The organism is Neisseria sp. KEM232 (genome assembly GCF_002237445.1).
In the GTDB taxonomy this organism is placed as follows: Bacteria; Pseudomonadota; Gammaproteobacteria; order Burkholderiales; family Neisseriaceae; genus Neisseria.
In genome coordinates this window covers 1,660,585-1,680,542 of sequence record NZ_CP022527.1, presented here as the reverse complement: position 1 = coordinate 1,680,542, position 19,958 = coordinate 1,660,585, and the positions used below count along the sequence as shown (strand labels likewise).

General features: G+C 58.3%; 19 protein-coding genes and 2 pseudogenes. 6 read left to right on the top strand and 15 right to left on the bottom strand.

Annotated features, from left to right (window positions below):
- Complete coding sequence (locus CGZ77_RS08350; protein ID WP_009425936.1) at positions 1–1,896, top strand: TonB-dependent receptor domain-containing protein; 1,896 nt, start codon at positions 1–3, stop codon at positions 1,894–1,896.
- Positions 1,897–1,988: 92 nt separating this feature from the next.
- Here CGZ77_RS08350 and xth read toward each other — a convergent pair whose 3' ends face one another.
- From xth to CGZ77_RS08295, 11 genes are all read right to left on the bottom strand, one after another.
- The gene (gene xth, locus CGZ77_RS08345; protein WP_009425935.1) at positions 1,989–2,759 is read right to left on the bottom strand and encodes an exodeoxyribonuclease III; all 771 of its coding nucleotides are present in this window, start codon (positions 2,757–2,759) and stop codon (positions 1,989–1,991) included.
- 149 nt (positions 2,760–2,908) lie between these two features.
- Positions 2,909–3,232, bottom strand: a complete 324-nt coding sequence (locus tag CGZ77_RS08340) for a helix-turn-helix transcriptional regulator (protein ID WP_051040418.1) — start codon at positions 3,230–3,232, stop codon at positions 2,909–2,911.
- 311 nt (positions 3,233–3,543) lie between these two features.
- The gene (locus tag CGZ77_RS12095; protein WP_009425932.1) at positions 3,544–4,203 is read right to left on the bottom strand and encodes a DUF4190 domain-containing protein; all 660 of its coding nucleotides are present in this window, start codon (positions 4,201–4,203) and stop codon (positions 3,544–3,546) included.
- A 52-nt stretch (positions 4,204–4,255) separates the two neighbouring features.
- Positions 4,256–4,870: a lytic transglycosylase domain-containing protein gene (locus CGZ77_RS08330; protein ID WP_009425931.1), complete on the bottom strand. Its 615-nt coding sequence runs from the start codon at positions 4,868–4,870 to the stop codon at positions 4,256–4,258.
- 75 nt (positions 4,871–4,945) lie between these two features.
- Positions 4,946–5,581, bottom strand: coding sequence for an ATP-dependent Clp endopeptidase proteolytic subunit ClpP (gene clpP / locus CGZ77_RS08325; RefSeq protein ID WP_009425930.1), 636 nt, complete (start codon positions 5,579–5,581; stop codon positions 4,946–4,948).
- Positions 5,582–5,662: 81 nt separating this feature from the next.
- Positions 5,663–6,973: a trigger factor gene (gene tig / locus CGZ77_RS08320; protein WP_009425929.1), complete on the bottom strand. Its 1,311-nt coding sequence runs from the start codon at positions 6,971–6,973 to the stop codon at positions 5,663–5,665.
- A 203-nt stretch (positions 6,974–7,176) separates the two neighbouring features.
- Positions 7,177–7,953, bottom strand: a complete 777-nt coding sequence (locus CGZ77_RS08315) for a ferredoxin--NADP reductase (protein ID WP_009425928.1) — start codon at positions 7,951–7,953, stop codon at positions 7,177–7,179.
- Positions 7,954–8,163: 210 nt separating this feature from the next.
- Positions 8,164–9,027, bottom strand: coding sequence for an acetyl-CoA carboxylase, carboxyltransferase subunit beta (gene accD, locus CGZ77_RS08310; protein WP_009425927.1), 864 nt, complete (start codon positions 9,025–9,027; stop codon positions 8,164–8,166).
- Between the two features lie 158 nt (positions 9,028–9,185).
- Entirely contained in the window at positions 9,186–9,977 is a 792-nt protein-coding gene (trpA, locus tag CGZ77_RS08305) for a tryptophan synthase subunit alpha (RefSeq protein ID WP_009425925.1), read from the bottom strand.
- A 180-nt stretch (positions 9,978–10,157) separates the two neighbouring features.
- On the bottom strand, positions 10,158–11,522 hold the full coding sequence (locus CGZ77_RS08300; RefSeq protein ID WP_009425923.1) for a PFL family protein: 1,365 nt from the start codon (positions 11,520–11,522) through the stop codon (positions 10,158–10,160).
- A gap of 168 nt (positions 11,523–11,690) precedes the next feature.
- Positions 11,691–11,963 carry an ACT domain-containing protein gene (locus CGZ77_RS08295; protein WP_009425922.1) on the bottom strand — a complete coding sequence of 91 codons (273 nt, stop codon included), beginning with the start codon at positions 11,961–11,963 and terminating at the stop codon, positions 11,691–11,693.
- 588 nt (positions 11,964–12,551) lie between these two features.
- Here CGZ77_RS08295 and gdhA point away from each other — a divergent pair.
- The 5 genes from gdhA (at position 12,552) to CGZ77_RS08270 (ending at position 17,385) form a co-directional block, all read left to right on the top strand.
- Positions 12,552–13,895, top strand: coding sequence for an NADP-specific glutamate dehydrogenase (gdhA, locus tag CGZ77_RS08290; protein WP_009425920.1), 1,344 nt, complete (start codon positions 12,552–12,554; stop codon positions 13,893–13,895).
- A gap of 272 nt (positions 13,896–14,167) precedes the next feature.
- Positions 14,168–14,530, top strand: coding sequence for an MliC family protein (locus CGZ77_RS08285; RefSeq protein ID WP_009425919.1), 363 nt, complete (start codon positions 14,168–14,170; stop codon positions 14,528–14,530).
- 309 nt (positions 14,531–14,839) lie between these two features.
- Complete coding sequence (locus CGZ77_RS08280) at positions 14,840–15,331, top strand: hypothetical protein (RefSeq protein ID WP_009425918.1); 492 nt, start codon at positions 14,840–14,842, stop codon at positions 15,329–15,331.
- A gap of 27 nt (positions 15,332–15,358) precedes the next feature.
- Positions 15,359–16,576 (top strand): endoribonuclease L-PSP, encoded by a 1,218-nt coding sequence (locus CGZ77_RS08275; protein WP_009425917.1) that lies wholly within the window; start codon positions 15,359–15,361, stop codon positions 16,574–16,576.
- Between the two features lie 311 nt (positions 16,577–16,887).
- A complete protein-coding gene (locus CGZ77_RS08270; protein ID WP_009425915.1) occupies positions 16,888–17,385 on the top strand; it encodes a hypothetical protein in 498 nt (165 codons plus the stop codon).
- Positions 17,386–17,696: 311 nt separating this feature from the next.
- Here CGZ77_RS08270 and CGZ77_RS12090 read toward each other — a convergent pair whose 3' ends face one another.
- From CGZ77_RS12090 to CGZ77_RS12295, 4 genes and pseudogenes are all read right to left on the bottom strand, one after another.
- Entirely contained in the window at positions 17,697–18,272 is a 576-nt protein-coding gene (locus CGZ77_RS12090) for a hypothetical protein (protein WP_157697529.1), read from the bottom strand.
- Positions 18,273–18,291: 19 nt separating this feature from the next.
- The gene (locus CGZ77_RS08265) at positions 18,292–18,972 is read right to left on the bottom strand and encodes an IS1595 family transposase (protein WP_094031106.1); all 681 of its coding nucleotides are present in this window, start codon (positions 18,970–18,972) and stop codon (positions 18,292–18,294) included.
- A gap of 118 nt (positions 18,973–19,090) precedes the next feature.
- A pseudogene (locus CGZ77_RS08260) lies at positions 19,091–19,300 on the bottom strand (transposase); the annotation flags it as partial.
- Between the two features lie 434 nt (positions 19,301–19,734).
- A pseudogene (locus CGZ77_RS12295) lies at positions 19,735–19,914 on the bottom strand (hypothetical protein); the annotation flags it as partial.
- Positions 19,915–19,958 lie beyond the last annotated feature (44 nt).

The window sequence follows — 19,958 nt, the reverse complement described above, 5'->3', positions numbered from 1 at the left end:
ATGGGCGGCGTGGTCAATATCCGCACCAAAGGCGTGAGCAAAGAGCTGCACGGCAGCGTCGGCCTGTTTTACGACCAACCCGCCAGCGGCACGCAGCAGGGCAACACCCGCCGCGCCAACTTCGCGCTCAGCGGCCCGATTATCCAAGACAAACTGGGCTTCCGCCTCTACGGCAGCCTGAACAAAACCAATCCCGATGCGTTCGACATCAACGACAGCGTCAAATCCTCGCGCACCGCCCTCTCCGCCGGCCGCGAAGGCGTGCGCAACCGCGACATCGCCGGCCGCTTAACTTGGAACATCACGCCCGAGCAACGCTTAATGTTCGATGCCACATACAGCCGCCAGGGCAATATCTACAACGGCGACACGCAAAACAGCAACGTACTTGTACCCGCCGTGCAAAAAGTCGCGCCCCTGCTGCTGGGCACGGAAACCGCCAAAATCTACCGCCAAAGCTACACGCTGACCCACAACGGCATTTGGGATTGGGGCGAAACCGAGAGCTATGTGGGCTTTGACAAAACCGTCAACAGCCACCTGCCCGAGGGCCTGCTCGGCAGCACCGAAGGCGCCTACAACAGCACCAGCGGCTTTGCCGACAGCGTGCTGAAAAACTACCGCTTCGGCACCAAAGCCGACCTGCCCTTCGGCCGCCACACCGTAACCGTCGGCGCGGAAGCCAACCGCTCCGTGCTCGACGACTCCCTCTCCATGACCGCCACCGCCCGCGCCTACGGCCAAATCCCGTGGCTGGCCGCCAACGGCCGCAGCGGCAAAGCCTCGCAGAACAATTACGCGCTTTATGCCGAAGACAACATCTCGCTCAACGAAGGCCGAACCTACCTCATTCCCGGCCTGCGCTGGGACTATAACACCGCCTTCGGCTCGGTATTTTCCCCCTCGTTCAACTTCTCGCACGCAGTGAACGGCAACTGGAAAATCAAAGGCGGCATCGCCCGTGCATTCAAAGCGCCCAACCTGTACCAGACCCAGGAAAACTACCTGCTGATCAACGCCAGCAACGGCTGCCCCATCGACAGCCACAACCACTGGAACAACCCCAACGCCCAAAACGCCACCAGCGGCTCGGGCACAGCGGCCGACCCCTACAAAAACGCCAACCCCGGCGGCTACGACTGGGGACGCGCCTGCTACTTCTTGGGCAACAGCAACATCAAACCCGAAACCAGCCTGAACAAGGAAATCGGTTTCGAGTTCAAAAAAGACGGCTACCTCGCCTCACTGGCCTTCTTCCACAACAACTACAAAAACCGCATTGTTGACGAAGGCAACTACGTCGGCACCGTCAACGGCCCCGCAGGCGGCTACGACCGTGAAATCCGCTCCGACAACACCCCCGGCGGCACCCCCGTTTACCGCAACTACACCACCACCCCCGTTTACCGCTGGGGCAACGGCGGCAGCGCGGTACTCGCCGGCCTGGAAGGCAACGTTACCCTGCCGCTCGTGCGCGACAAGCTCACCTGGTCGACCAACTTCACCTACATGAGCCGCAACAAAGAAAAACGCCACGACAACCCCGTCTCCATCGTGCCCAAATACACCATCAACAGCACGCTTAACTGGCAAATCACCCCCGCATGGGACGCAAACGCCGTGTACACCTACTACGGCCGCCAGCAAACCCGCAGCAACCCCGTGCGCTTTATGGACGTGATCTACACCAACGGCCAAAGCGTCGTCAGCAAATACGAGCTCGGCAGCTACGGCGTTTTCGGCTTCAACGTCGGTTATAACTGGAAAGAGCGCATCAGCGTGCGTGCAGGCGTGAACAACCTGTTCGACAAAACCGTCCTGCGCACCGCCGGCACCGCCCGCACCTACAACGAGCGCCGCCGAAGCTATTACATGAGTATGCGTTATTCGTTCTGATCTTTAACGGCAACACAAAGGCCGTCTGAAAAGTTTTTCAGACGGCCTTTGTGTTGCGGATAGCAGACAGGATGGGTTTTCCAATTCTATGTTTACAAAGCAAATTCCGCCCATACGGGCGCATGGTCGCTAGGGCGTTCTTGGGCGCGGGCGTCGAGATCGACTTGTACGTTTTGCAATGCGGCGGCAAGTGCGGGGGTAATCAGGAGGTGGTCGATGCGCAGCCCCAAGCCGCGCTGGAACATTGCGCCGCGATAGTCGAACCAGGTGTAACACGCGCCTTCGGGACGGACTTGGCGCAGCGCGTCGGTCAGTCCCAAATCGAGCAGGGTTTGGAACCAGCCGCGCTCTTCATCGGTGCAGAGGATTTTGTCGCGCCATTTTTCGGGGTCGTAACAGTCTTGGTCGGCGGGGGCGATGTTGAAGTCGCCGAGCAGGATGAGTTTTTCGTGGCGGGCGATTTCGCCGCGCACAAATTCGGTGAGTGAAGCAAACCATTCTTTTTTATATTGGAATTTTGGGCTGTCGGGGGCTTCGCCGTTGACGCAGTAGGCGTTGATGACGCGCACGCCGTTGATGGTGGCGGCGATGACGCGCCGCTGCGGGTCGTCGGGCAGCGCGGGCAGGCCGGTGTGTACGTCTTGCGGTTCGTGGCGGCTGATGATGGCGACGCCGTTGTAGGTTTTCTGACCGCTCCATACGGCGTGCCAGCCCATCATTTTGAGCGCGGCGGCAGGGAATTTGTCTTGGTCGAGTTTGAGTTCCTGCAAAGCGAGGATGTCGGGCTGGTGTTCGGCCAGCCAGTTTTGTACCTGCGGCAGGCGGACGTTGAGGGAGTTGACGTTCCAGGTGGCGGTTTTCATGCATCTTTCCAATATAGTGAAACAAAATAGAAAATCTACGGCGTTGCTGCGCCTTGTCGTATTACTCATACTGCCTGCGGCTTGCTGCCTTGTATCTTTTCTATTTTGTTCCACTATAAAAAAGGCCGTCTGAAACGGCTTGGAGGAGTTTATTCGGCAGGCGTTGCGGCGGCGTTTTCCGCTTCGGCATGCGGACAGCGGTTGAGGCAGAGGCCGCCGACGACGTCGAGGATGGTGCGCGCTTCGGGCGAGCAGAGGCGGTATTGCAGTACGCGGTGGTAGCGGGTGTAGTCGATGATGCCGGCGCTGCGCAGTTTGGAGAGATGGTTGGAGACGGCGGTTTGGTTGACGCCGATGGCTTCGACCAGCTCGGTGACGTTGCGCTCGCTTTCGGCCAGCAGGCAGAGAATCATCAGGCGGTGGGGGTGCGCCATCAGTTTGAGCATTTCGGCAACGTGTTCGGCATTGCGCATCGGATCGCTTTGGCCGCCTGTTGCGGTGGGATTGAGTCGTTGCAGGTGGATATTCATGGAGGGGATTTTATTTGTGATTGCGTATCAGCGCAATTTATTTTTTGATATGAGAAATTGATGGTATCAATAAACGGCGGGAAAACGGCAAAGGCCGTCTGAAAGCGCCGAATCCTTTTCAGACGGCCTTTATTTGCTGTTTTTGCGGTGCTGTTTGGCGGGTAAGGTTGTCGGTTGCGACAAGATTTGATTCGGGTTGTGCGCTGCGGTCAGGCCGTCTGAAAAGGATTCGGCGCTTTCAGACGGCCTGCGCTTTATTGCGGGTTGTCGGTGTTGCAGGCGCGCGGCAGGTAGCTGTTGCGGGCTTCTTTGGCGAAGGCGCAGTGCCATACGGTGCGGCCGTTTTCGGTTTGCGGCGTGAAGACGATGGTGTTGCCGTTCAGCGAACCGGGCCAGAAGGATGCGTTGCTCAGTCGGGCGTAGAGGACGCCTTTGTCGATGTAGACTTCCTGCCAGTATTCCGACATGCCGGGTTCGGCCGTTTCGATGGGGGCGGGCTCAGCTTCTTCGTCGTTTGCTGCGGCGGCACGCTTTTCCAGTTCGCTGCGTATGGGGGCGATGTAGGCGTCGGCTTTGACCATTCTGGCGCGGACGACGTAGTCTTGGTAGGCGGGCAGGGCGATGGCGGCGGCGATGCCGAGTCCCATGATGGCGATTTGGATGTAGCCCATGATGAGGCCGGCCAGCGCGATGCCTGCGCCGCCTTGGCCGTTGCGGCGGATTTGGCTGCGGGCGATGTGGCCGCAGGTAACGGCGGCGATGGCGAGGATGATGGGGATGAACCAGCCGAACAGGGCGCAGACGAGTGAGGCAATGGCGAGTCCGTTGGTGCCGTTGTTCGGCTTGGGCGGCGCTTGGTAGTAGCGGGGGTTTTGTTCGGGCGTTGGTTGGTTGGGGTTGGTGAAGTCGTTCATTCGGTCTGTCCTCTGAAAAATAAAGAAATAAAGTGTGCGGTTGGGATCGGTTTTATGCCCATTGCCAGCGGTTGCGCCAGGCGCCGATAACGGCGTTGGAGTATTTGCTGCTGCCGAGGCTGCCGTTGAAGCGGGCGAGTGCGCGGGTGATGTTGCCGTTTTCGATGTTGTTGTAGTGGCGCAGGATGGTGCAGCCGTAGCGCAGGTTGGTGCGGATGTCGAAGAGGTTGTGGTCGGGTTTGCCGATGTAGCGCTGCCAGAAGGGCATGACCTGCATCAGGCCTTTGGCGCCGACGTTGCTGATGGCGTATTGGCGGAAGCCGCTTTCGACTTCGATCAGGCCGAGGATGAGCTGGGTGTCGAGGCCGGCGCGGGTGGTTTCGTACTGGACGTTGATGAGGATGCGGCGGCGGGCGGCTTCGTCGGGCAGAAAGCGGGCGAGGCGGCCGGACATGTCGGCCAGCCAGCGTTCGCCGTCGCGCGGGTTGGCGAAGACGAGGCGGGCGGGGTTGACGTTGTTGACGGAGGTGCGCATGACGGAGGCGACGTCGTCGGACAGGGTTTCTTCGCGCTGGGCGCCTGCCAGGAGGGCGCGCGGGGCGAGGAGGGCGGCGCTGCCGGCCAGCAGCAGGCGTCGGCGCAGGGTGTCGGGGGCGTGTCTGTTCATAGGCGGTGGTGGGGGCGGGAGGCCGTCTGAAAACTTTTAATCCGAAGTTTCAGACGGCCTTTTTGCCGTGCGCGTTTATTTGGACGCGGCTTTGGCGGCGTCTTCGCGGGTGGCGATGACTTGGTCGATCAGGCCGTATTCTTGGGCGGCGTCGGCGGACATGAAGTTGTCGCGGTCGGTGTCGCGCTCGATTTTTTCCAGCGGCTGGCCGGTGTGTTTGGCAAGAAATTCGTTCAGTTTCTGCTTGATTTTAATCAGCTCGCGGGCGTGGATTTCGATGTCGGAGGCTTGTCCGCCCAGTCCGCCGCTGATAAGGGGCTGGTGGATCATGATGCGGCTGTTGGGCAGGGCGAAGCGCTTGCCTTTCGCGCCGGCAGACAGGAGGAACGCGCCCATGCTGGCGGCCTGACCGAGGCAGAGGGTGGAGACATCGGGCTTGATGAAGTTCATGGTGTCGAAAACGGACATGCCCGCGGTGACCGAGCCGCCGGGGGAGTTGATATATAAGAAGATGTCTTTGTCGGGGTTTTCGCTTTCGAGGAACAGCATTTGCGCGACGACGAGGTTGGCGGTGTCGTCGTTGACGGGGCCGACGAGGAAGATGATGCGCTCTTTGAGCAGGCGGGAGTAGATGTCGAAGGCGCGCTCGCCGCGTCCGCTCTGTTCGATTACGGTGGGGATGAGGGTGTTGTTGCCTATTTCGGGAAACATGGTTTGCCTTTCTGTTTTGAAAAAGCACCAAAGCGGTGCGGCTTCGGTGCTTTCGGGTTAGGAACGGACTTTCAGACGGCCTCAGGCGCGGTTGCCCATGACTTCGTCGAAAGACAGGACTTTTTCGCTGACTTTGGCTTTGCCCAGCACGAAGTCGGTGACGTTGGCTTCGACGGCCAGCGAGGTCGGGCCTTCGAGGCGGCTCTTGTCGGCGTGGTACCAGTCGATGACTTCCTGCGGATCTTCGTAGCTGTCGGCAAAATCGGCGACAACGGCGTCAATCTGCTCGGGCTTCGGTTCGAGGCCGTTGGCCTGCACCACTTCGGCCAAAATCAGGCCGAGTTTCACGCGGCGTTCGGCCTGCTCTTTGAACATGTCGAGGGGCAGGTCGAGGTTTTTCGCGTCGGCCATGCCCTGGTTGATGAAGTTCTGTTTCATTTCGGCGGCCATGCGGGCGGCTTCGTCGTTTACCAGCGCGTTGGGGACGAGCAGGTCGGAAACGGCGAGCAGGGCATCCATCGCGGCTTCTTTGTTCTGACTGTCGATGCGGCGTTTCACTTCGCGTTCTACGTTTTTCTTCACTTCGGCACGCATGGTGTCGATGCTGCCGTCGGCGATGCCCAGCGCTTTGGCGAATTGTTCGTCGATTTCGGGCAGCACGGGCTCGGCGACGTTGCGCACGGTGATGGTGAAGACGGCGGTTTTGCCGGCAACTTCTTTGCCGTGGTAGTCCTCGGGGAAGTTGACTTCCACGTCTTTGCTTTCGCCTTCTTTCAGGCCTTCCACGCCTGCTTCGAATTCGGGCAGCATCTGTCCCTGACCCAGTACGAAAGCGTAGTTTTCGGCCGAGCCGCCGGCGAAGGGTTCGCCGCCGATTTTGCCGGCAAAGTCGATGATGACGCGGTCGCCGTTTTGCGCGGCGCGGTCGGTGTGGTTGAAGCGGGTGCGCTGCTGGCGCAGGATGTCGATGGTTTTGTCTACTTCGGCGTCGGTAACGGCGGCGGTGACTTTTTCCACTTCCTGTGCCGACAGGTCGCCGATTTTCACTTCGGGGAATACTTCGAATACGCCGGAAAACAGGAAGTTTTCTTTGTCGTCTTGGCCTTCGACGCCTTCAAGGCGCGGCATGCCGGCGATTTTCCAGCCTTCGGCTACGGCTGTGTCGAAAAACACTTTCTGCGCCAGCTCGTTCATCACGTCGTTTTGGATGCTTGCGCCGTACATGGACTGAATCATGCCCAGCGGCGCTTTGCCGGGACGGAAGCCGTCGATGCGGGCGCGGCGCGCGGTCTGTTTCAGGCGCTTGTCGCATTCGGCGTTGATGTCGGCCCAAGGCAGGGACAGAACCGCTCTGCGTTCCAAGTTTTCCAGTTTTTCTAAAGTTACGCTCATCGTAAACCCTTAAATTGTTTTCGGTTGATCGGTTTGGACGGGGGAAGTCCGCCCGGAATGATGTGCCTTCGCGCGTTTGCGGGGCGAAAATAAAGGCGCGAGTTTAGCATAGTTTTGGTTTTCTTGGCACGCGCCGCCTTGCGCCCGGCGCAGTGCGGGAGGCCGTCTGAAAGCGGTTCGGACGGTATCGGGAGAGTGCAGGTTTAGAAGCCGTTTTCCATCAGAATCTGGCCGGGGATGCGGTTGCGGTGCATGGAAAACCCCATGCCCAGCAGGGCTTGGAAGGTGTCTTTCACCATTTCGGGGTTGCCGCAGAGCATGAAGCGGGTGTTTTCTTGGGTGAAGGGGAAACCGGCGGCTTCGGCGAGTTCTCCGTTTTTCAGCAGCTCGGGCAGGCGTTTGTAGAGCCTGGCGCCGCTGGTTTCGCGGGTGAGCACGGGGATGAAGGTGAGGCGGGCGGCGTGTTCGCCCACCAGCGGGTGTTCGCGTAGGGCGGCGATGCGGCCGTTGAAAATCAGCTCGTCGGCGTGGGACACGGAATGCGTCAGCACGAGGCGGTCGAAGCGCTGCCAGACTTCGGGCTGTTCGAGGATGGAGAGGAAGGGGGCGATGCCCGAGCCGGTGCACAGCATGACGAGTTCTCGGCCGTCGGCGAAGCGTTCGGGCAGCAGGAAGCCGGTGGCGGCTTTGTCGAGCAGGATGGTGTCGCCCGCTTTCATTCGGGCGAATCTGGCCGACATCGGCCCGCCCTGTATCAGTACGGCGAAATATTCCAGCGTGTCGGCGTATTCGGCAGACACTACGGAATAGGCGCGCCAGATATAGCCTTCGCCGTCGTAGAAGCCGAGGCGGGAGAATTGCCCGGCGGCAAAGCGGTAGGATTCGGGACGGCTGATAGCGAAGGTGATGAGTTTGGGCGTATGGTGTTTGACCCACAAGACGGTTTCTTCGGTGAATTTGGCTTCGGGGGAGGCGGCCATGGCAAGCTCCTGACGTGTATGTTGGTGACGGGCGGATTATACAGAAAGGCCGTTCCCCAGTACCCCTGCGGGGCATAAACGCGGGAATGACGTTCTTGGAAGCGCGGGATGGGGTTTCAGACGACCTCCATGCCGCTTTGCTGCCGTGCCCGTCAGGCAAAAGGCCGTCTGAAAGGGTTTTCAGACGGCCTTTTCGTGCGGCGGACGCGCTTATGCGGCGGAGGGTTCGCGGCGCAGCAGGGTAATCAGTTCGGCCAGACGCGCTTTCATTTCGCGGCGGTCGGTGATTTGGTCGATTGCGCCTTTTTCCAGCAAAAATTCGGCACGCTGGAAACCTTCGGGCAGGGTTTCGCGCACGGTCTGTTCGATAACGCGCGGGCCGGCGAAACCGATCAGCGCGCCCGGTTCGGCCATCACGATGTCGCCCAAAAAGGCGAAGCTGGCCGACACGCCGCCCATGGTCGGGTCGGTGAGCACGGAGATGAAGGGCAGGCCTTTTTCTGTGAGCAGGTGCAGGGCGGCGCTGGTTTTGGTCATCTGCATCAGCGAGTTCAGTCCCTCCTGCATGCGCGCGCCGCCCGATGCGGACACGCAGATAAAGGAGCAGCCGTCGGCGGCGGCGCGGCGTACGCCCTGAACGAAGCGCTCACCGACCACCGAGCCCATCGAGCCGCCGATAAAGCGGAATTCGAAGGCGGCAACGACAACGGGCAGGCCGTTCAGACGGCCTTTCATCACCACTATCGCGTCGTCTTCGCCGGTGGTTTTTTTGGCGGCGCTGAGGCGTTCGGGGTATTTTTTGCTGTCTTTGAATTTGAGGATGTCGGTGGGCTTCACGTCGGCGCCGATTTCCTCGCGGCCTTCTTCGTCCAGCAGCAGGTTCAGCCGCTCGCGCGCGCCCATGGCGTTGTGGTGGCCGCATTTGGGGCAGACTTTGTCGTTCTGCACCAGATCGGTGGTGTACACCGTGGCGGCGCAGGCGGGGCATTTGTGCCACAGGCCTTCGGGCACGGCCGATTCGCTTTTGCCTTCGCGTTTGATTTTCGGCGGGAGGATTTTGTCTAGCCAGCTCATGTGGACTCCGTTTCAGACGGCCTGTCAGACCGTTTGTCAGTTGGGGAAAGGCGCGGATGGTAGCCAAAGACGCCCTGTTAGGCAAGGCCGTTCCCGCCTGTGCGGGAATGACGTTTCTGAAAGCGGGTTTGCGGGCTTTCAGACGGCCTTTGTGCGTTTCAGACGGCCTTAACCGCCGCTTTCAACTCCTGCACCAGGGCGCCGACGGCTTCGGCTTCGCAGCCGGGGTTGGCCTCGATTTCCCTGACAATGCGGCTGCCGACGATAACGGCGTCGGCCACGGCAGCAATCTGCTGCGCGCTTTGTGCGTCGGAAATGCCGAAGCCGACGCCGACGGGCAGGCTGATGTGGCGGCGCAGGACGGCGAGTTTTTCGGCGACGTCGGCGGTGTCGAGCGCGGCCGAGCCGGTGACGCCTTTGAGGGAAACGTAATACACGAAGCCGCCCGCCAGTTTGGCGATTTCTTTAACGCGCTCTTCGGCGGTGGTGGGGGCGATGAGGAAGATGGTTTCCAAGCCGTGCGCTTTGAGCGCGGTTTGTAGGGGGGTGACGGTTTCGATGGGGCTGTCTACCGTCAGCACGCCGTCGACGCCCGCTTCGGCGGCGGCGCGGGCGAATTCGGCGTAACCCATTTTGTGCACGGGGTTGAGATAGCCCATCAGCACGACGGGGGTGTTTTTGTCGCTTTCGCGGAAGCGGCGCACGATGTCGAGCACGCCGGTGAGCGACACGCCCTGCGCGAGGGCGCGTTCGGCGGCACGCTGGATAACCGGGCCGTCGGCCATCGGGTCGGAAAAGGGTACGCCCAGCTCGATGATGTCCGCACCGGCGGCGGCGAGGCTGTGCATCAGTTCGAGCGTGACGGCGGGCGAGGGGTCGCCGGCGGTGATGTAGGGGATAAGGGCTTTTTTGCCGTTCAGGCGCTCAAAGGCGGCGGTGATTCTGTTCATGGCGCGGGCTTTCGCGGAGGGTTTCGGAAGGGCGGCTTTTTACTATATTTCAGGCCGTCTGAAAACGGCTTTGCGGGCGGCTGCGGTTTGCTGCCGTCGGGAGCTTTGTTTTCAGACGGCCTTAAAGGCCGTCTGAAACCTTGTGCCCTTTCCCGCTTGCGGGGGAAGACTATCTGAAAATCAGTTTTTCAAACTCTGCACCGGCGCGGGTATCCGCCCGCCGCGTTTGACGAACACTTCGCACGAGCCGTCTTTCACCGGCATGATCGGCGCATAGCCCAAGAGGCCGCCGAATTCCACCGAGTCGCCCACGTCTTTGCCGGGCACGGGGATGATGCGTACGGCGGTGGTTTTGCTGTTGATCATGCCGATGGCGGCTTCGTCGGCGATGATGCCGCTGATGGCGGCGGCGCTGGTGTGGCCGGGTACGGCGACCATGTCGAGGCCGACGGAGCAGACGGCGGTCATGGCTTCCAATTTATCGAGCGTGAGCACGCCCGATTCGGCGGCGGCAATCATGCCTTCGTCTTCGGACACGGGGATAAACGCGCCGGAGAGGCCGCCCACCGCGCTGCTGGCCATCATGCCGCCTTTTTTCACCGCGTCGTTTAAGAGCGCGAGCGCAGCGGTAGTGCCGTGCGTGCCGCATACGCTCAAGCCCATCGCTTCCAAAATGCGGGCGACCGAATCGCCCACGGCAGGCGTGGGGGCGAGCGACAAGTCCAAAATGCCGAAAGGAATGCCCAGCCGCTTGGCCGCTTCCTGGCCGATGAGTTCGCCCACGCGGGTGATTTTAAAGGCGGTTTTTTTCACCGTTTCGGCGATGGCAGTCAAATCCGCGTCTGGCGGGCAGTTTTCCAAAGCAGCCTGAACCACGCCCGGGCCGGATACGCCCACGTTGAGCATCACATCGCCTTCGCCCGCGCCGTGGAACGCGCCGGCCATAAAGGGGTTGTCGTCCACCGCGTTGCAAAACACCACGATTTTGGCGCAGCCGAAGCCTTCGGGCGTAATCTCGGCGGTGTGTTTGATGGTTTCGCCCATCAGCCGTACCGCGTCCATATTGATGCCGGCGCGGGTGCTGCCGATGGCGACCGAGCTGCACACGATGTCGGTGGTGCGCATCGCTTCGGGTATCGAGCGGATCAGGGTTTCGCCCGACGGCGTAAGCCCTTTGGGCGCAAGCGTGGAAAAGCCGCCGATAAATGACACGCCGATGGCTTTGGCGGCTTTATCCAGCGTTTGGGCGATGGAAACGTAGCTGTCCGCCCCTGTGGCCGCCGCGATTTGGGCAATCGGTGTAACCGAAATGCGCTGGTTGACAATCGGCACGCCGTATTTGGCCGACAAAAATTGCGCTGTGGCTACTAGGTCTTTGCCCACGCGCGTGATTTTGTTGTAGATGTTTTGGTTGAGCGTGTCGAGATCGGGCGAGATGCAGTCGTGCAGGTCGATGCCGATGGTGAGTGTGCGCACGTCGAAATTCTGGTCGGCAACCATGCGTACGGTTTCGAGGATTTCGGAAGATTGGAATTGGGTTTTCATGGAGACTTTCTGTTGAATGGGGTTGAACCGGAGGCCGTCTGAAAACTGCTTTCAGTAGGTCGGGCATTCATGCCCGATGTTTTTGAAGTCTGTCGGTGTTTGTCGGGCATAAATGCCCGACCTTATTTGTAGGCCGTCTGAATGCGTATTCAGACGGCCTTTTGTCTGCTAAATCCGGTGCATGGCGGCAAACAGCTCTTCGTTTTGCATCCGAATGTCCAGCGACAGGCGTTGCCCTGCTTCGGCGAATACGTCGAGCATTTCGGCGCGGCTTTGCGGGCATTTTTCGGTGTCCATCAGGATAATCATGGTGAAGTAGTCGTCCATCAGCTGTTGGCTGATGTTGAGGATGTTGATTTGGTGTTCGGCCAAGAGTTTGGCAACGTCGTACACGATGCCGATGCGGTCTTTGCCGATAACGGTGAGAACGGAATGGGACATTTGGGGTTTCCTTATATAACGGATGGGCGGATGAGGCCGTCTGAAAGGGCGGGCAGGGGTGCCGCGCCTTCGGGCAAGGGGCGAACTCTATCGCCTGACTGAGGAAAAGGCAAATCGGTGTTAAGGCCGTCTGAAAGCGCGGCTGTGCGGGGAGCGGAAGCCTTAGGGTCTGTTGACAATCAGCCTTGCGGCGGTGTTTTTGGCAAAAAATACCCGCCTGCCGCGTCAAAAATGCTCGCAAGGTGTCCAACCTTGCTGCGCTTTTTTCCTTGCATTCGGGCATTTTTTACTCAAAAAACCGTCTCGCAATCTGAATGTCAACAGCCCCTAGCAGGGCAGGCTGACATTTTTTACATTTTCGGTTTTTCGGCATAAATCTGTCTTAAAAAACGATGTTTGCGCTTTTTTATTGCGCGAATGTTTTTAAAACGGAATCCGACGGATAAATTGTAGACAATTTTTCAATTTTGGCACTTGGCTTGCGCCCGAGTTGCGCGTAAAAAACGGTTGAAGATTGTAGACAATTATTGCTAGACTGCGCCGCAAGTCTTTCCCTTAATCTCTTAACCGTTCTGCAAAGGAAACACCATGAGCCAAACCAATCTCGACACCCTGTTCCAACAAATCAAACAACGCGACCCGAACCAGGCGCCCTTCCATCAGGCGGTGGAAGAAGTGTTTATGAGCCTGCAACCCTTTTTGGCGAAAAACCCGCAATACACCCGCCACGGCCTTTTGGAGCGCATCGTCGAACCCGAACGCGTGATTATGTTCCGCGTGTCGTGGGTGGACGACCAAGGGCAGGTGCGGGTCAACCGCGGCTACCGCGTGCAGATGAGTTCCGCCATCGGCCCCTACAAAGGCGGCCTGCGCTTCCATCCCACCGTCGATTTGGGCGTGCTCAAATTCCTGGCCTTCGAACAAGTCTTCAAAAACGCGCTCACCACGCTGCCGATGGGCGGCGGCAAAGGCGGCTCGGACTTTGATCCCAAAGGCAAATCCGACGGCGAAGTGATGCGCTTCTGCCAGGCCTTTATGAACGAGCTCTACCGCCACATCGGCGCGGACACCGACGTGCCCGCAGGCGACATCGGCGTGGGTGGCCGCGAAATCGGTTTCCTGTTCGGCCAGTACAAAAAACTGCGCAACGAATTTACTTCGGTGCTCACCGGCAAGGGGCTTACTTGGGGCGGCAGCCTTATCCGCCCCGAAGCCACCGGCTACGGCACGGTGTATTTCGCCCAATCCATGCTGCAAACCAAGGGCGACGGCTTTGAGGGCAAACGCGTCGTGATTTCCGGCAGCGGCAACGTGGCGCAATACGCCTGCGAAAAAGCCATCCAGCTCGGCGCGAAAGTGCTCACCGTGTCCGATTCCAACGGCTTCGTACTCTTCCCCGACAGCGGCATGACCGAAGCGCAGCTGGCCGCTCTGATCGAATTGAAAGAAGTGCGCCGCGAACGCGTGAAAACCTACGCGCAGGAGCAGGGCTTGCAGTATTTCGAAGGGCAGAAACCGTGGGGCGTGAAGTGCGACATCGCCCTGCCGTGCGCGACGCAAAACGAATTGGACGGCAAAGACGCCGCCACCCTGCTGGCCAACGGCGTGCAGTGCGTAGCCGAAGGCGCGAATATGCCCTCCACCCTCGAAGCCGTCGAAGCCTTCCTGAAAGCGAAAATCCTCTACGCGCCGGGCAAAGCCTCCAACGCGGGCGGCGTCGCCACCTCGGGTTTGGAAATGAGCCAAAACCACATCCGCCTCTCCTGGCCGCGCGAAAAAGTGGACGGCCGCCTGTTCGACATCATGGCCAACATCCACGAAAACTGCGTCGCCAACGGCACGGAAAACGGCTACACCAACTATGTCAACGGCGCCAACATCGCCGGTTTCAAAAAAGTGGCCGACGCCATGCTGGCGCAGGGCATCGTTTAATTTGAGGCCGTCTGAAAACGCCGCGCCGACGCAGTCGGAGCGGACAAAACACCAAGCAGAAAGCCGTGCGCAGGATTCGTCCGCCGCGCGGCTTTTTCCGCGTTCCGCGTGCGGAAAAAAACAGGCGCCAAAGCGCGTCCGCCGCCCGTTTGCACAGCCATAAATACGCGTAAATTCGCGTTAAACAGACTTGCCCGCCCGCAGGAGGCGCCATTAACATGGCGCGGCAGTTTTGCTGCATTTGTTAAAAAACAACCCACAGGAGTGAATACATGAAAGCAAAATCCCTCGCAGCCCTTGCCGCCGCACTCGTTATCGCCGCCTGCGCCTCTCCCGAAGGCGCACGCCCCGATTCTGCCGGCAGCGCGCCCGAACAAAACGGCGCCGGTGCACGTTTCAGCTGCGAAAACGGCCTCTCCGTACAGGTACGCAGCCTGAGCAACAGCCAAATCGAATTGCGCCTCGACGACAAACAGGCCGTCCTTAATTCCGCCGTCGCCGCCTCGGGCGAACGCTACACCGCCACCGAAGGTCTGTTCGGCAAAGGCGCGGAATGGCATCAGAAAGGCGGCGAAGCCTACTTCGAATTCACCGATCCCTACGGCAACAAAGTCAACACCACCTGCCGCTCGTAACGGCACATTTTCAGACGGCCTGACAGACAAAAAGGCCGTCTGAAAACAAACAAAAGCCCGGTTTTGCAGAAAACCGGGCTTTTTTTATTGCGGCAGAAAAAGGCCGTCTGAAAGCACGGTTTCGGCGTGGTTAAACCACCGTCTGCCCGTTTTATTTCGTTGAAACCATGCTTTCAGACGGCCTTATTCCTTTTTGCCGATTGCTTATGCCTTTCAAAAGAAAAAGAATATTCCGAAAAATTCTTAGCCGCCCGTTTGGCAGGGAACTATGATGGCCGCCGTTGCAAACCAAAAAAAGGAAGAAACCCCATGCCCCACGCCACAAACATCCTCTTCACCGTATCCGACAGCACGCCGCTCTCGGAACTCTACCGCCGCCTGTCGCAAGGCATCGACATTATCGAAGCGCACAGCGCCTTTGCCCACAAACGTGCGCTGCCGACGGTGCGCCAGGCCATCGACCATCTGCGCCGCTTTGTGGCGGGCGAATTGGGCACCGACGAAGGCGCGAAGCTGTGGTTTAAAAAACTCACTAAGCTCGCCGAAGAAGTGGGCGACATGACGCCCGTGCAGTCCGCCTACATCCTTGCCGCCGCCGAAGTGGCGCACGCCGCATCGCATATGGGGCATGTGAACATGGCGCTCAGCCGGGGCAGCCGCACCCGTGCCGATGCCGAATATGTGAAGCTGCAAACCGCCTACGTCAATTTCGCCTTCAAGGGCGTGGACGAATTTCTGGCGCTGGCCGACAGCAGCCTGAAACCGAATTTTGCTTTTAACGACGAAGCCGTGGCAGCCTGAAAACTGCCGCCGCACAAGGAGAAAATCATGAGTGCCTTACCGCTGGAAACCTACTTTGAAGCCGACGAAGCCGAGCGCTTCACCCCTTATTCCTACGCCGCCATCGTGCCGCAGCAGGGCGAAACTTACGCCGCGCAGGCCGCCGATATTGCCGAACAAATCCGCCGCCAGTTCAAAGGCAGCGGCCGCAAAATCGTGCGCCAAACCGTCTTTCTGCGCGACGCCGAACGCCTGGACGAAGTGGCCGTGCTGTTTGCACAAAACTTTGGCGACAGTCTGCCGCTGACCGCCTACGTTGCCCAAGCCCCCGCCGACGGCAGCCTGCTCACCGCCGAAATCGCCGCCGTTTCCACCGCCGACGCCCAAGTGCGGCGCATCAGCCCGCAGCTGACCACCGTGTCCCACAACGGTATTACTTTCGTCCATACCCACGCCGACGCCTTCCAAAACGGCCGCGCCCCGCGCGAAAATTCTTATGCCGACACCCGCGCCGTGCTCGAAGAAAACCTTGCCCTGCTCAAACAAGGCGGCGCCCGCCTCGACCAAGTGTTCCGCACCTGGTTTTACATGGGCAGCATCGTCGCCCCCGACAGCCGCGCCGCCGACCATGAGCAGCGCTACAAAGAACTCAACCGCGCCCGCACCGACGTCTTCGGCGACACCCGCTTCCTTGAAAGCAGCCTGAAAACCCAACCCGCCTTCGACGTTTATCCCGCATCCACCGGCATCGGCATGGGCGGCGAAGACATCGCCCTGGGCACCACCGCCATCCTGACCGAGCGCCGCGACGTGTACACCCTACCGCTGGAAAACCCCCGCCAAACCCCCGCTTTCGACTACGCCCGCCATTACAGCCCCGAAAGCCCCAAATTCGCCCGCGCCATGGCCGTTATCTACGACGGCACCGCCGACGTTTATGTTTCCGGCACCGCCTCCATCACCGCCTCCGAAACCCAACACATCGGCAACACCGCCAAGCAGACCGAAGAAACCCTGCTCAACATCGCCACCCTGATCAGCGCCGACAACTTCGCCACCTCCGGCTTCCCCGGCTACGGTGCCACCTTGGGCGAGCTCGCCGCTGTGCGCGCCTACGTCAAACACGCCGCCGACTACGAAACCGTGCGCGCCGTGTGCGAGCGCCAACTCCCCGGCGTACCCGTGGTTTACACCATCGGCGACGTCTGCCGCGACGATTTGCTGGTCGAACTCGAAGCCGTCGCCCACATCCGCAAGGCCGTCTGAAAAGACAGCCTGAAAAAGCCAAAGGCAGCCTGAAAAGGCTTTCAGGCTGCCTGACGGCTTAAAACAGCATCTGCCACAGGCAAAACACCGGCAGCCGTTTGCCCCCTCTCCCGCTTGCGGGGGAGGGTCGGGGTGGGGGCGCTTGGCATTGCAGCCATATCTGCCACCGCATTTCTGCGAAATGCCACCCCCTCCACAACCCGCCCCCAAGCAAGCGCAAGAGTGGAAGAAACGGCAGCCGCTTGTCCCGCGAAACGCCGCCGACGTTTTCAGGCTGCCTTCGCCCCATTACCAAAAAAGGAACCCGAAACATGACCCACCTTTACGACATCCCCGACTACACCCTCGACGAACTCTACGACTACTACAACCGCGTGATCGACCACGCTGAAAGCCTCAAACCAGCCATCCACCCGCGCACCCGCTTCCAAGTCGAAAACGCCTTGCGCGACTACCGCAAATTCGGCAGCGGCGAATTGGACATCGACCTGGGCACCAAACGCTGGTTCCGCGTTATGTCCCACCTGGTCGAAGAAGTCGGCGACCTCGACGAAGGCCAAACCGCCTACATCCTCGCCCTCGCCGAAATCGGCCACGCCGCCGCCCACCTCGGCCACCTCAACACCGCCCTCAGCCGCGGCGGCCGCACCGAAGCCGACGTCAAATACGAAGCCCTCAACCGCGCCTACGTCGGCTTCGGCTTCAAATGCGCCGAAACCTATCTGGATTTGGTACCGCCGCCGTCGGCCGACTCCGCCGCAGCGGCGGCAGGCAGAACATTCGGCGTAAGGGCGCTTGGGGCCGTCTGAAAGCGGGGTACGAACGAAACCGAAACCTTTTCAGATGGCCTTTTCCTGAGGCCGTCTGAAAGGCAGACTGGAAAGGGATTTGGCAGTAGGTTGGGCATTTATGCCCGACATTGCAGGCGGTGGGTTGTCGGGCATAAATGCCCGACCTACGCGGCTTCGGTTTCAGGCTGCCTTTGATGCCGTCTGAAAGAATGGAATCGGGCGTTTCAGGCTGCCTGAAACGGTGTGCGCGGCAGAGCTACACGCCCTACCTATGCGGACTACGCTCGCTTACTTTGGATTTGACAGCCCAGTCTGCATTTTTTTTCATTTTATGAATTAGGTTGAAACCTATCGCTTTCAATATATTTGCTTACAGGAATGTTGATTTTAATCCCGCAATCATCAATTAAATAACTTATTATTCCCCAAAAATTTGTTTCTTCCGCCGCTGGTTTGTCAAATAAACTTATTTTTTCAACTAATGAAGAAGATACCTCGCTGCTCATTTCTAAAAAAATTTCCCTATTTGCCTTTAATAAAAATATTCCTGACATAAAAAGCGAATAAGATTTTAGAAAGTAAGGTAATGAGTTGTTTGTATATATAAAATCACTATCGGAAAAATGTTTTTCTTTATTTTGAAACAATACGACACACCCTTTTTCATCTGTCAGGAAATACCCGGACCAACATTTTCCAAATAAAGAATAATCCAAGTTATTTATTGAAATATCAAATGTTTGGTCTGGAAATTTTGCGAAATAAAAACCCATATCTGGATAGTCTTCTAAAAAAGAAAAAACGTCTCTTTCTATATCATGTATGGTTAATTTTGATTTCTTTTTTTCCAAACAAACTTCAAAGCCATTTTCTTCAAAAAATACTAAATCGTCTTTGTTTATCATGGGGCTTAGGAAGCAAAAATCATTTCAAAGGATCTTTTCGCAGCATTTTCAGCAGCACTTTGTACAAATCATCATGCCTGTGATTAAAGCGGAATTCGGTTTCTTTCAAGTGCAGGTAAAACGTATGTCGTGCTACGCCGTGAAATTGTATCAGACGCTGTTTTGCATCACTCCAAAACGACTCGATACCGGTGATATGCCGCGCTCCGCGGGCAAATTCATTCTGCCCGTGACGCACCCTGAAATGCTTTGCAAAACCCATATCAACCAAGCCGTGATAACCACGCCGGCCATCGGTATTGATGACACTCCCAACAGAAATGTGCCCGCGTATTACCTTTTGCAGTTTGGCTTCGGACGCATCAGGAACGATTTCCGTATAGACCTTGCCGCCCCGTTTGAGTACGCCGAAAACGATGGTTTTGCCACCGGCACCGCGCCCGCGTTTGCCACGGATGCGCTTTGCGCCAAAGTAAGATTCGTCAAGTTCCACAACGCCGTCAAAAGGGGTTTGCCGCCCGCTTTCGACAGCCAGACGCCGGCGCAGTTTCAGAAAGGGCGTATTGATGCTTCGGACGCCGATACCGGTTAGCCCGGCAGTATCGGAGGCGGTCAAATCCAAAGCAAACAGCCGCAGGATTTGACGAAATTGCGGTTCGGAAATTTTGCTGAACTTTTGATACTTGTTTTTTAATTTCATTTCAGAAGCTTATCACTGTTTTTGGTGATTTTTCTTCCTAAGCCCCTTATCATTTATCGTCCCTCAATTGATTAAGAAATTCTTGCGGCTCTCTTTTTGGGGCTGTACTAGATAAGCCCTAAATTTCACACCACCGGCGCAGCACTTTAAGCTGCTCGGAGGGTGTGCCAAAGTTAAAACGGAACTCGCATTCTTTCAAGAAAAGCGGGAAAGATTTACGGTCGATTCCATTGTATTTGCGCAGTACGCGCTTTGCCTGATTCCAGAAATTTTCAATGCCGTTGATATGGTTCTGTCTGTCGGCAAACAGCTTGCTGTGATTAATTTGCCGCCGTTGTTGAGGCCGTTTGAAGTCAGGCTCACCGGTTTCTTGCCCGCAGCTTTCGGCGTGATGGTAACGCCGTTGCCGCCGATGGCGGTTACGTCGCCCGCCGCGTTGGCAAATTCGGCACTGGTCAGGCCTTTGAGCTCTTTGGCCAGTTTGACGTTCAACCCGTCTGTGCCGTTGGCTACTACGCCGATGTTGTTGTCGCTCAGTTTGGAAGCGTCGGTTACTCCGCCTTTGACGTTCACGGTGCTGCCCAGTTTGCGTTCGACGTTCGTGCCGCTGTCTCCCGCAAAGGTCAGCGGGCTGGTGGCCGCTGTGTTCAGGGCACTCAGGGCGTCGCCTACGTTGTTGTAGGCTTTGGTTTTGCCGTCAGACGGTTTGCCGTCCACAAGGGTGTAGCTCGGTGCGGTGAAGTTGCCGTCTTTGTCGATGGACGAGCCGCCGCCCAGTGCCGATGCCGCGCCTTTGAGCTGGCTGACGTTCACTGCGTCGGTGTCGGCTACGCCTTTGGCGACGTTTTTGAGCTGTACGGGTTTGCCGCTGTCTTTGCCGACGAGGCTGACGGTGTTGGTCGGGTCGGTGCTGGCTTTGCCGCTGTTGTCGACGTACTGCATCGGGGTGTCGAAGCTGACTTTGGTTACGCCGTCTTTGCTTTCGA

Bases quoted from the DNA above. Each gene is read 5' to 3' on its own strand.
- CGZ77_RS08350 (WP_009425936.1), top strand. From the start codon at position 1: ATGGGCGGCGTGGTCAATATCCGCACCAAAGGCGTGAGCAAAGAGCTG.
- xth (WP_009425935.1), bottom strand. From the start codon at position 2,759: ATGAAAACCGCCACCTGGAACGTCAACTCCCTCAACGTCCGCCTGCCG.
- CGZ77_RS08340 (WP_051040418.1), bottom strand. From the start codon at position 3,232: ATGCGCAATGCCGAACACGTTGCCGAAATGCTCAAACTGATGGCGCAC.
- CGZ77_RS12095 (WP_009425932.1), bottom strand. From the start codon at position 4,203: ATGAACGACTTCACCAACCCCAACCAACCAACGCCCGAACAAAACCCC.
- CGZ77_RS08330 (WP_009425931.1), bottom strand. From the start codon at position 4,870: ATGAACAGACACGCCCCCGACACCCTGCGCCGACGCCTGCTGCTGGCC.
- clpP (WP_009425930.1), bottom strand. From the start codon at position 5,581: ATGTTTCCCGAAATAGGCAACAACACCCTCATCCCCACCGTAATCGAA.
- tig (WP_009425929.1), bottom strand. From the start codon at position 6,973: ATGAGCGTAACTTTAGAAAAACTGGAAAACTTGGAACGCAGAGCGGTT.
- CGZ77_RS08315 (WP_009425928.1), bottom strand. From the start codon at position 7,953: ATGGCCGCCTCCCCCGAAGCCAAATTCACCGAAGAAACCGTCTTGTGG.
- accD (WP_009425927.1), bottom strand. From the start codon at position 9,027: ATGAGCTGGCTAGACAAAATCCTCCCGCCGAAAATCAAACGCGAAGGC.
- trpA (WP_009425925.1), bottom strand. From the start codon at position 9,977: ATGAACAGAATCACCGCCGCCTTTGAGCGCCTGAACGGCAAAAAAGCC.
- CGZ77_RS08300 (WP_009425923.1), bottom strand. From the start codon at position 11,522: ATGAAAACCCAATTCCAATCTTCCGAAATCCTCGAAACCGTACGCATG.
- CGZ77_RS08295 (WP_009425922.1), bottom strand. From the start codon at position 11,963: ATGTCCCATTCCGTTCTCACCGTTATCGGCAAAGACCGCATCGGCATC.
- gdhA (WP_009425920.1), top strand. From the start codon at position 12,552: ATGAGCCAAACCAATCTCGACACCCTGTTCCAACAAATCAAACAACGC.
- CGZ77_RS08285 (WP_009425919.1), top strand. From the start codon at position 14,168: ATGAAAGCAAAATCCCTCGCAGCCCTTGCCGCCGCACTCGTTATCGCC.
- CGZ77_RS08280 (WP_009425918.1), top strand. From the start codon at position 14,840: ATGCCCCACGCCACAAACATCCTCTTCACCGTATCCGACAGCACGCCG.
- CGZ77_RS08275 (WP_009425917.1), top strand. From the start codon at position 15,359: ATGAGTGCCTTACCGCTGGAAACCTACTTTGAAGCCGACGAAGCCGAG.
- CGZ77_RS08270 (WP_009425915.1), top strand. From the start codon at position 16,888: ATGACCCACCTTTACGACATCCCCGACTACACCCTCGACGAACTCTAC.
- CGZ77_RS12090 (WP_157697529.1), bottom strand. From the start codon at position 18,272: ATGATAAACAAAGACGATTTAGTATTTTTTGAAGAAAATGGCTTTGAA.
- CGZ77_RS08265 (WP_094031106.1), bottom strand. From the start codon at position 18,972: ATGAAATTAAAAAACAAGTATCAAAAGTTCAGCAAAATTTCCGAACCG.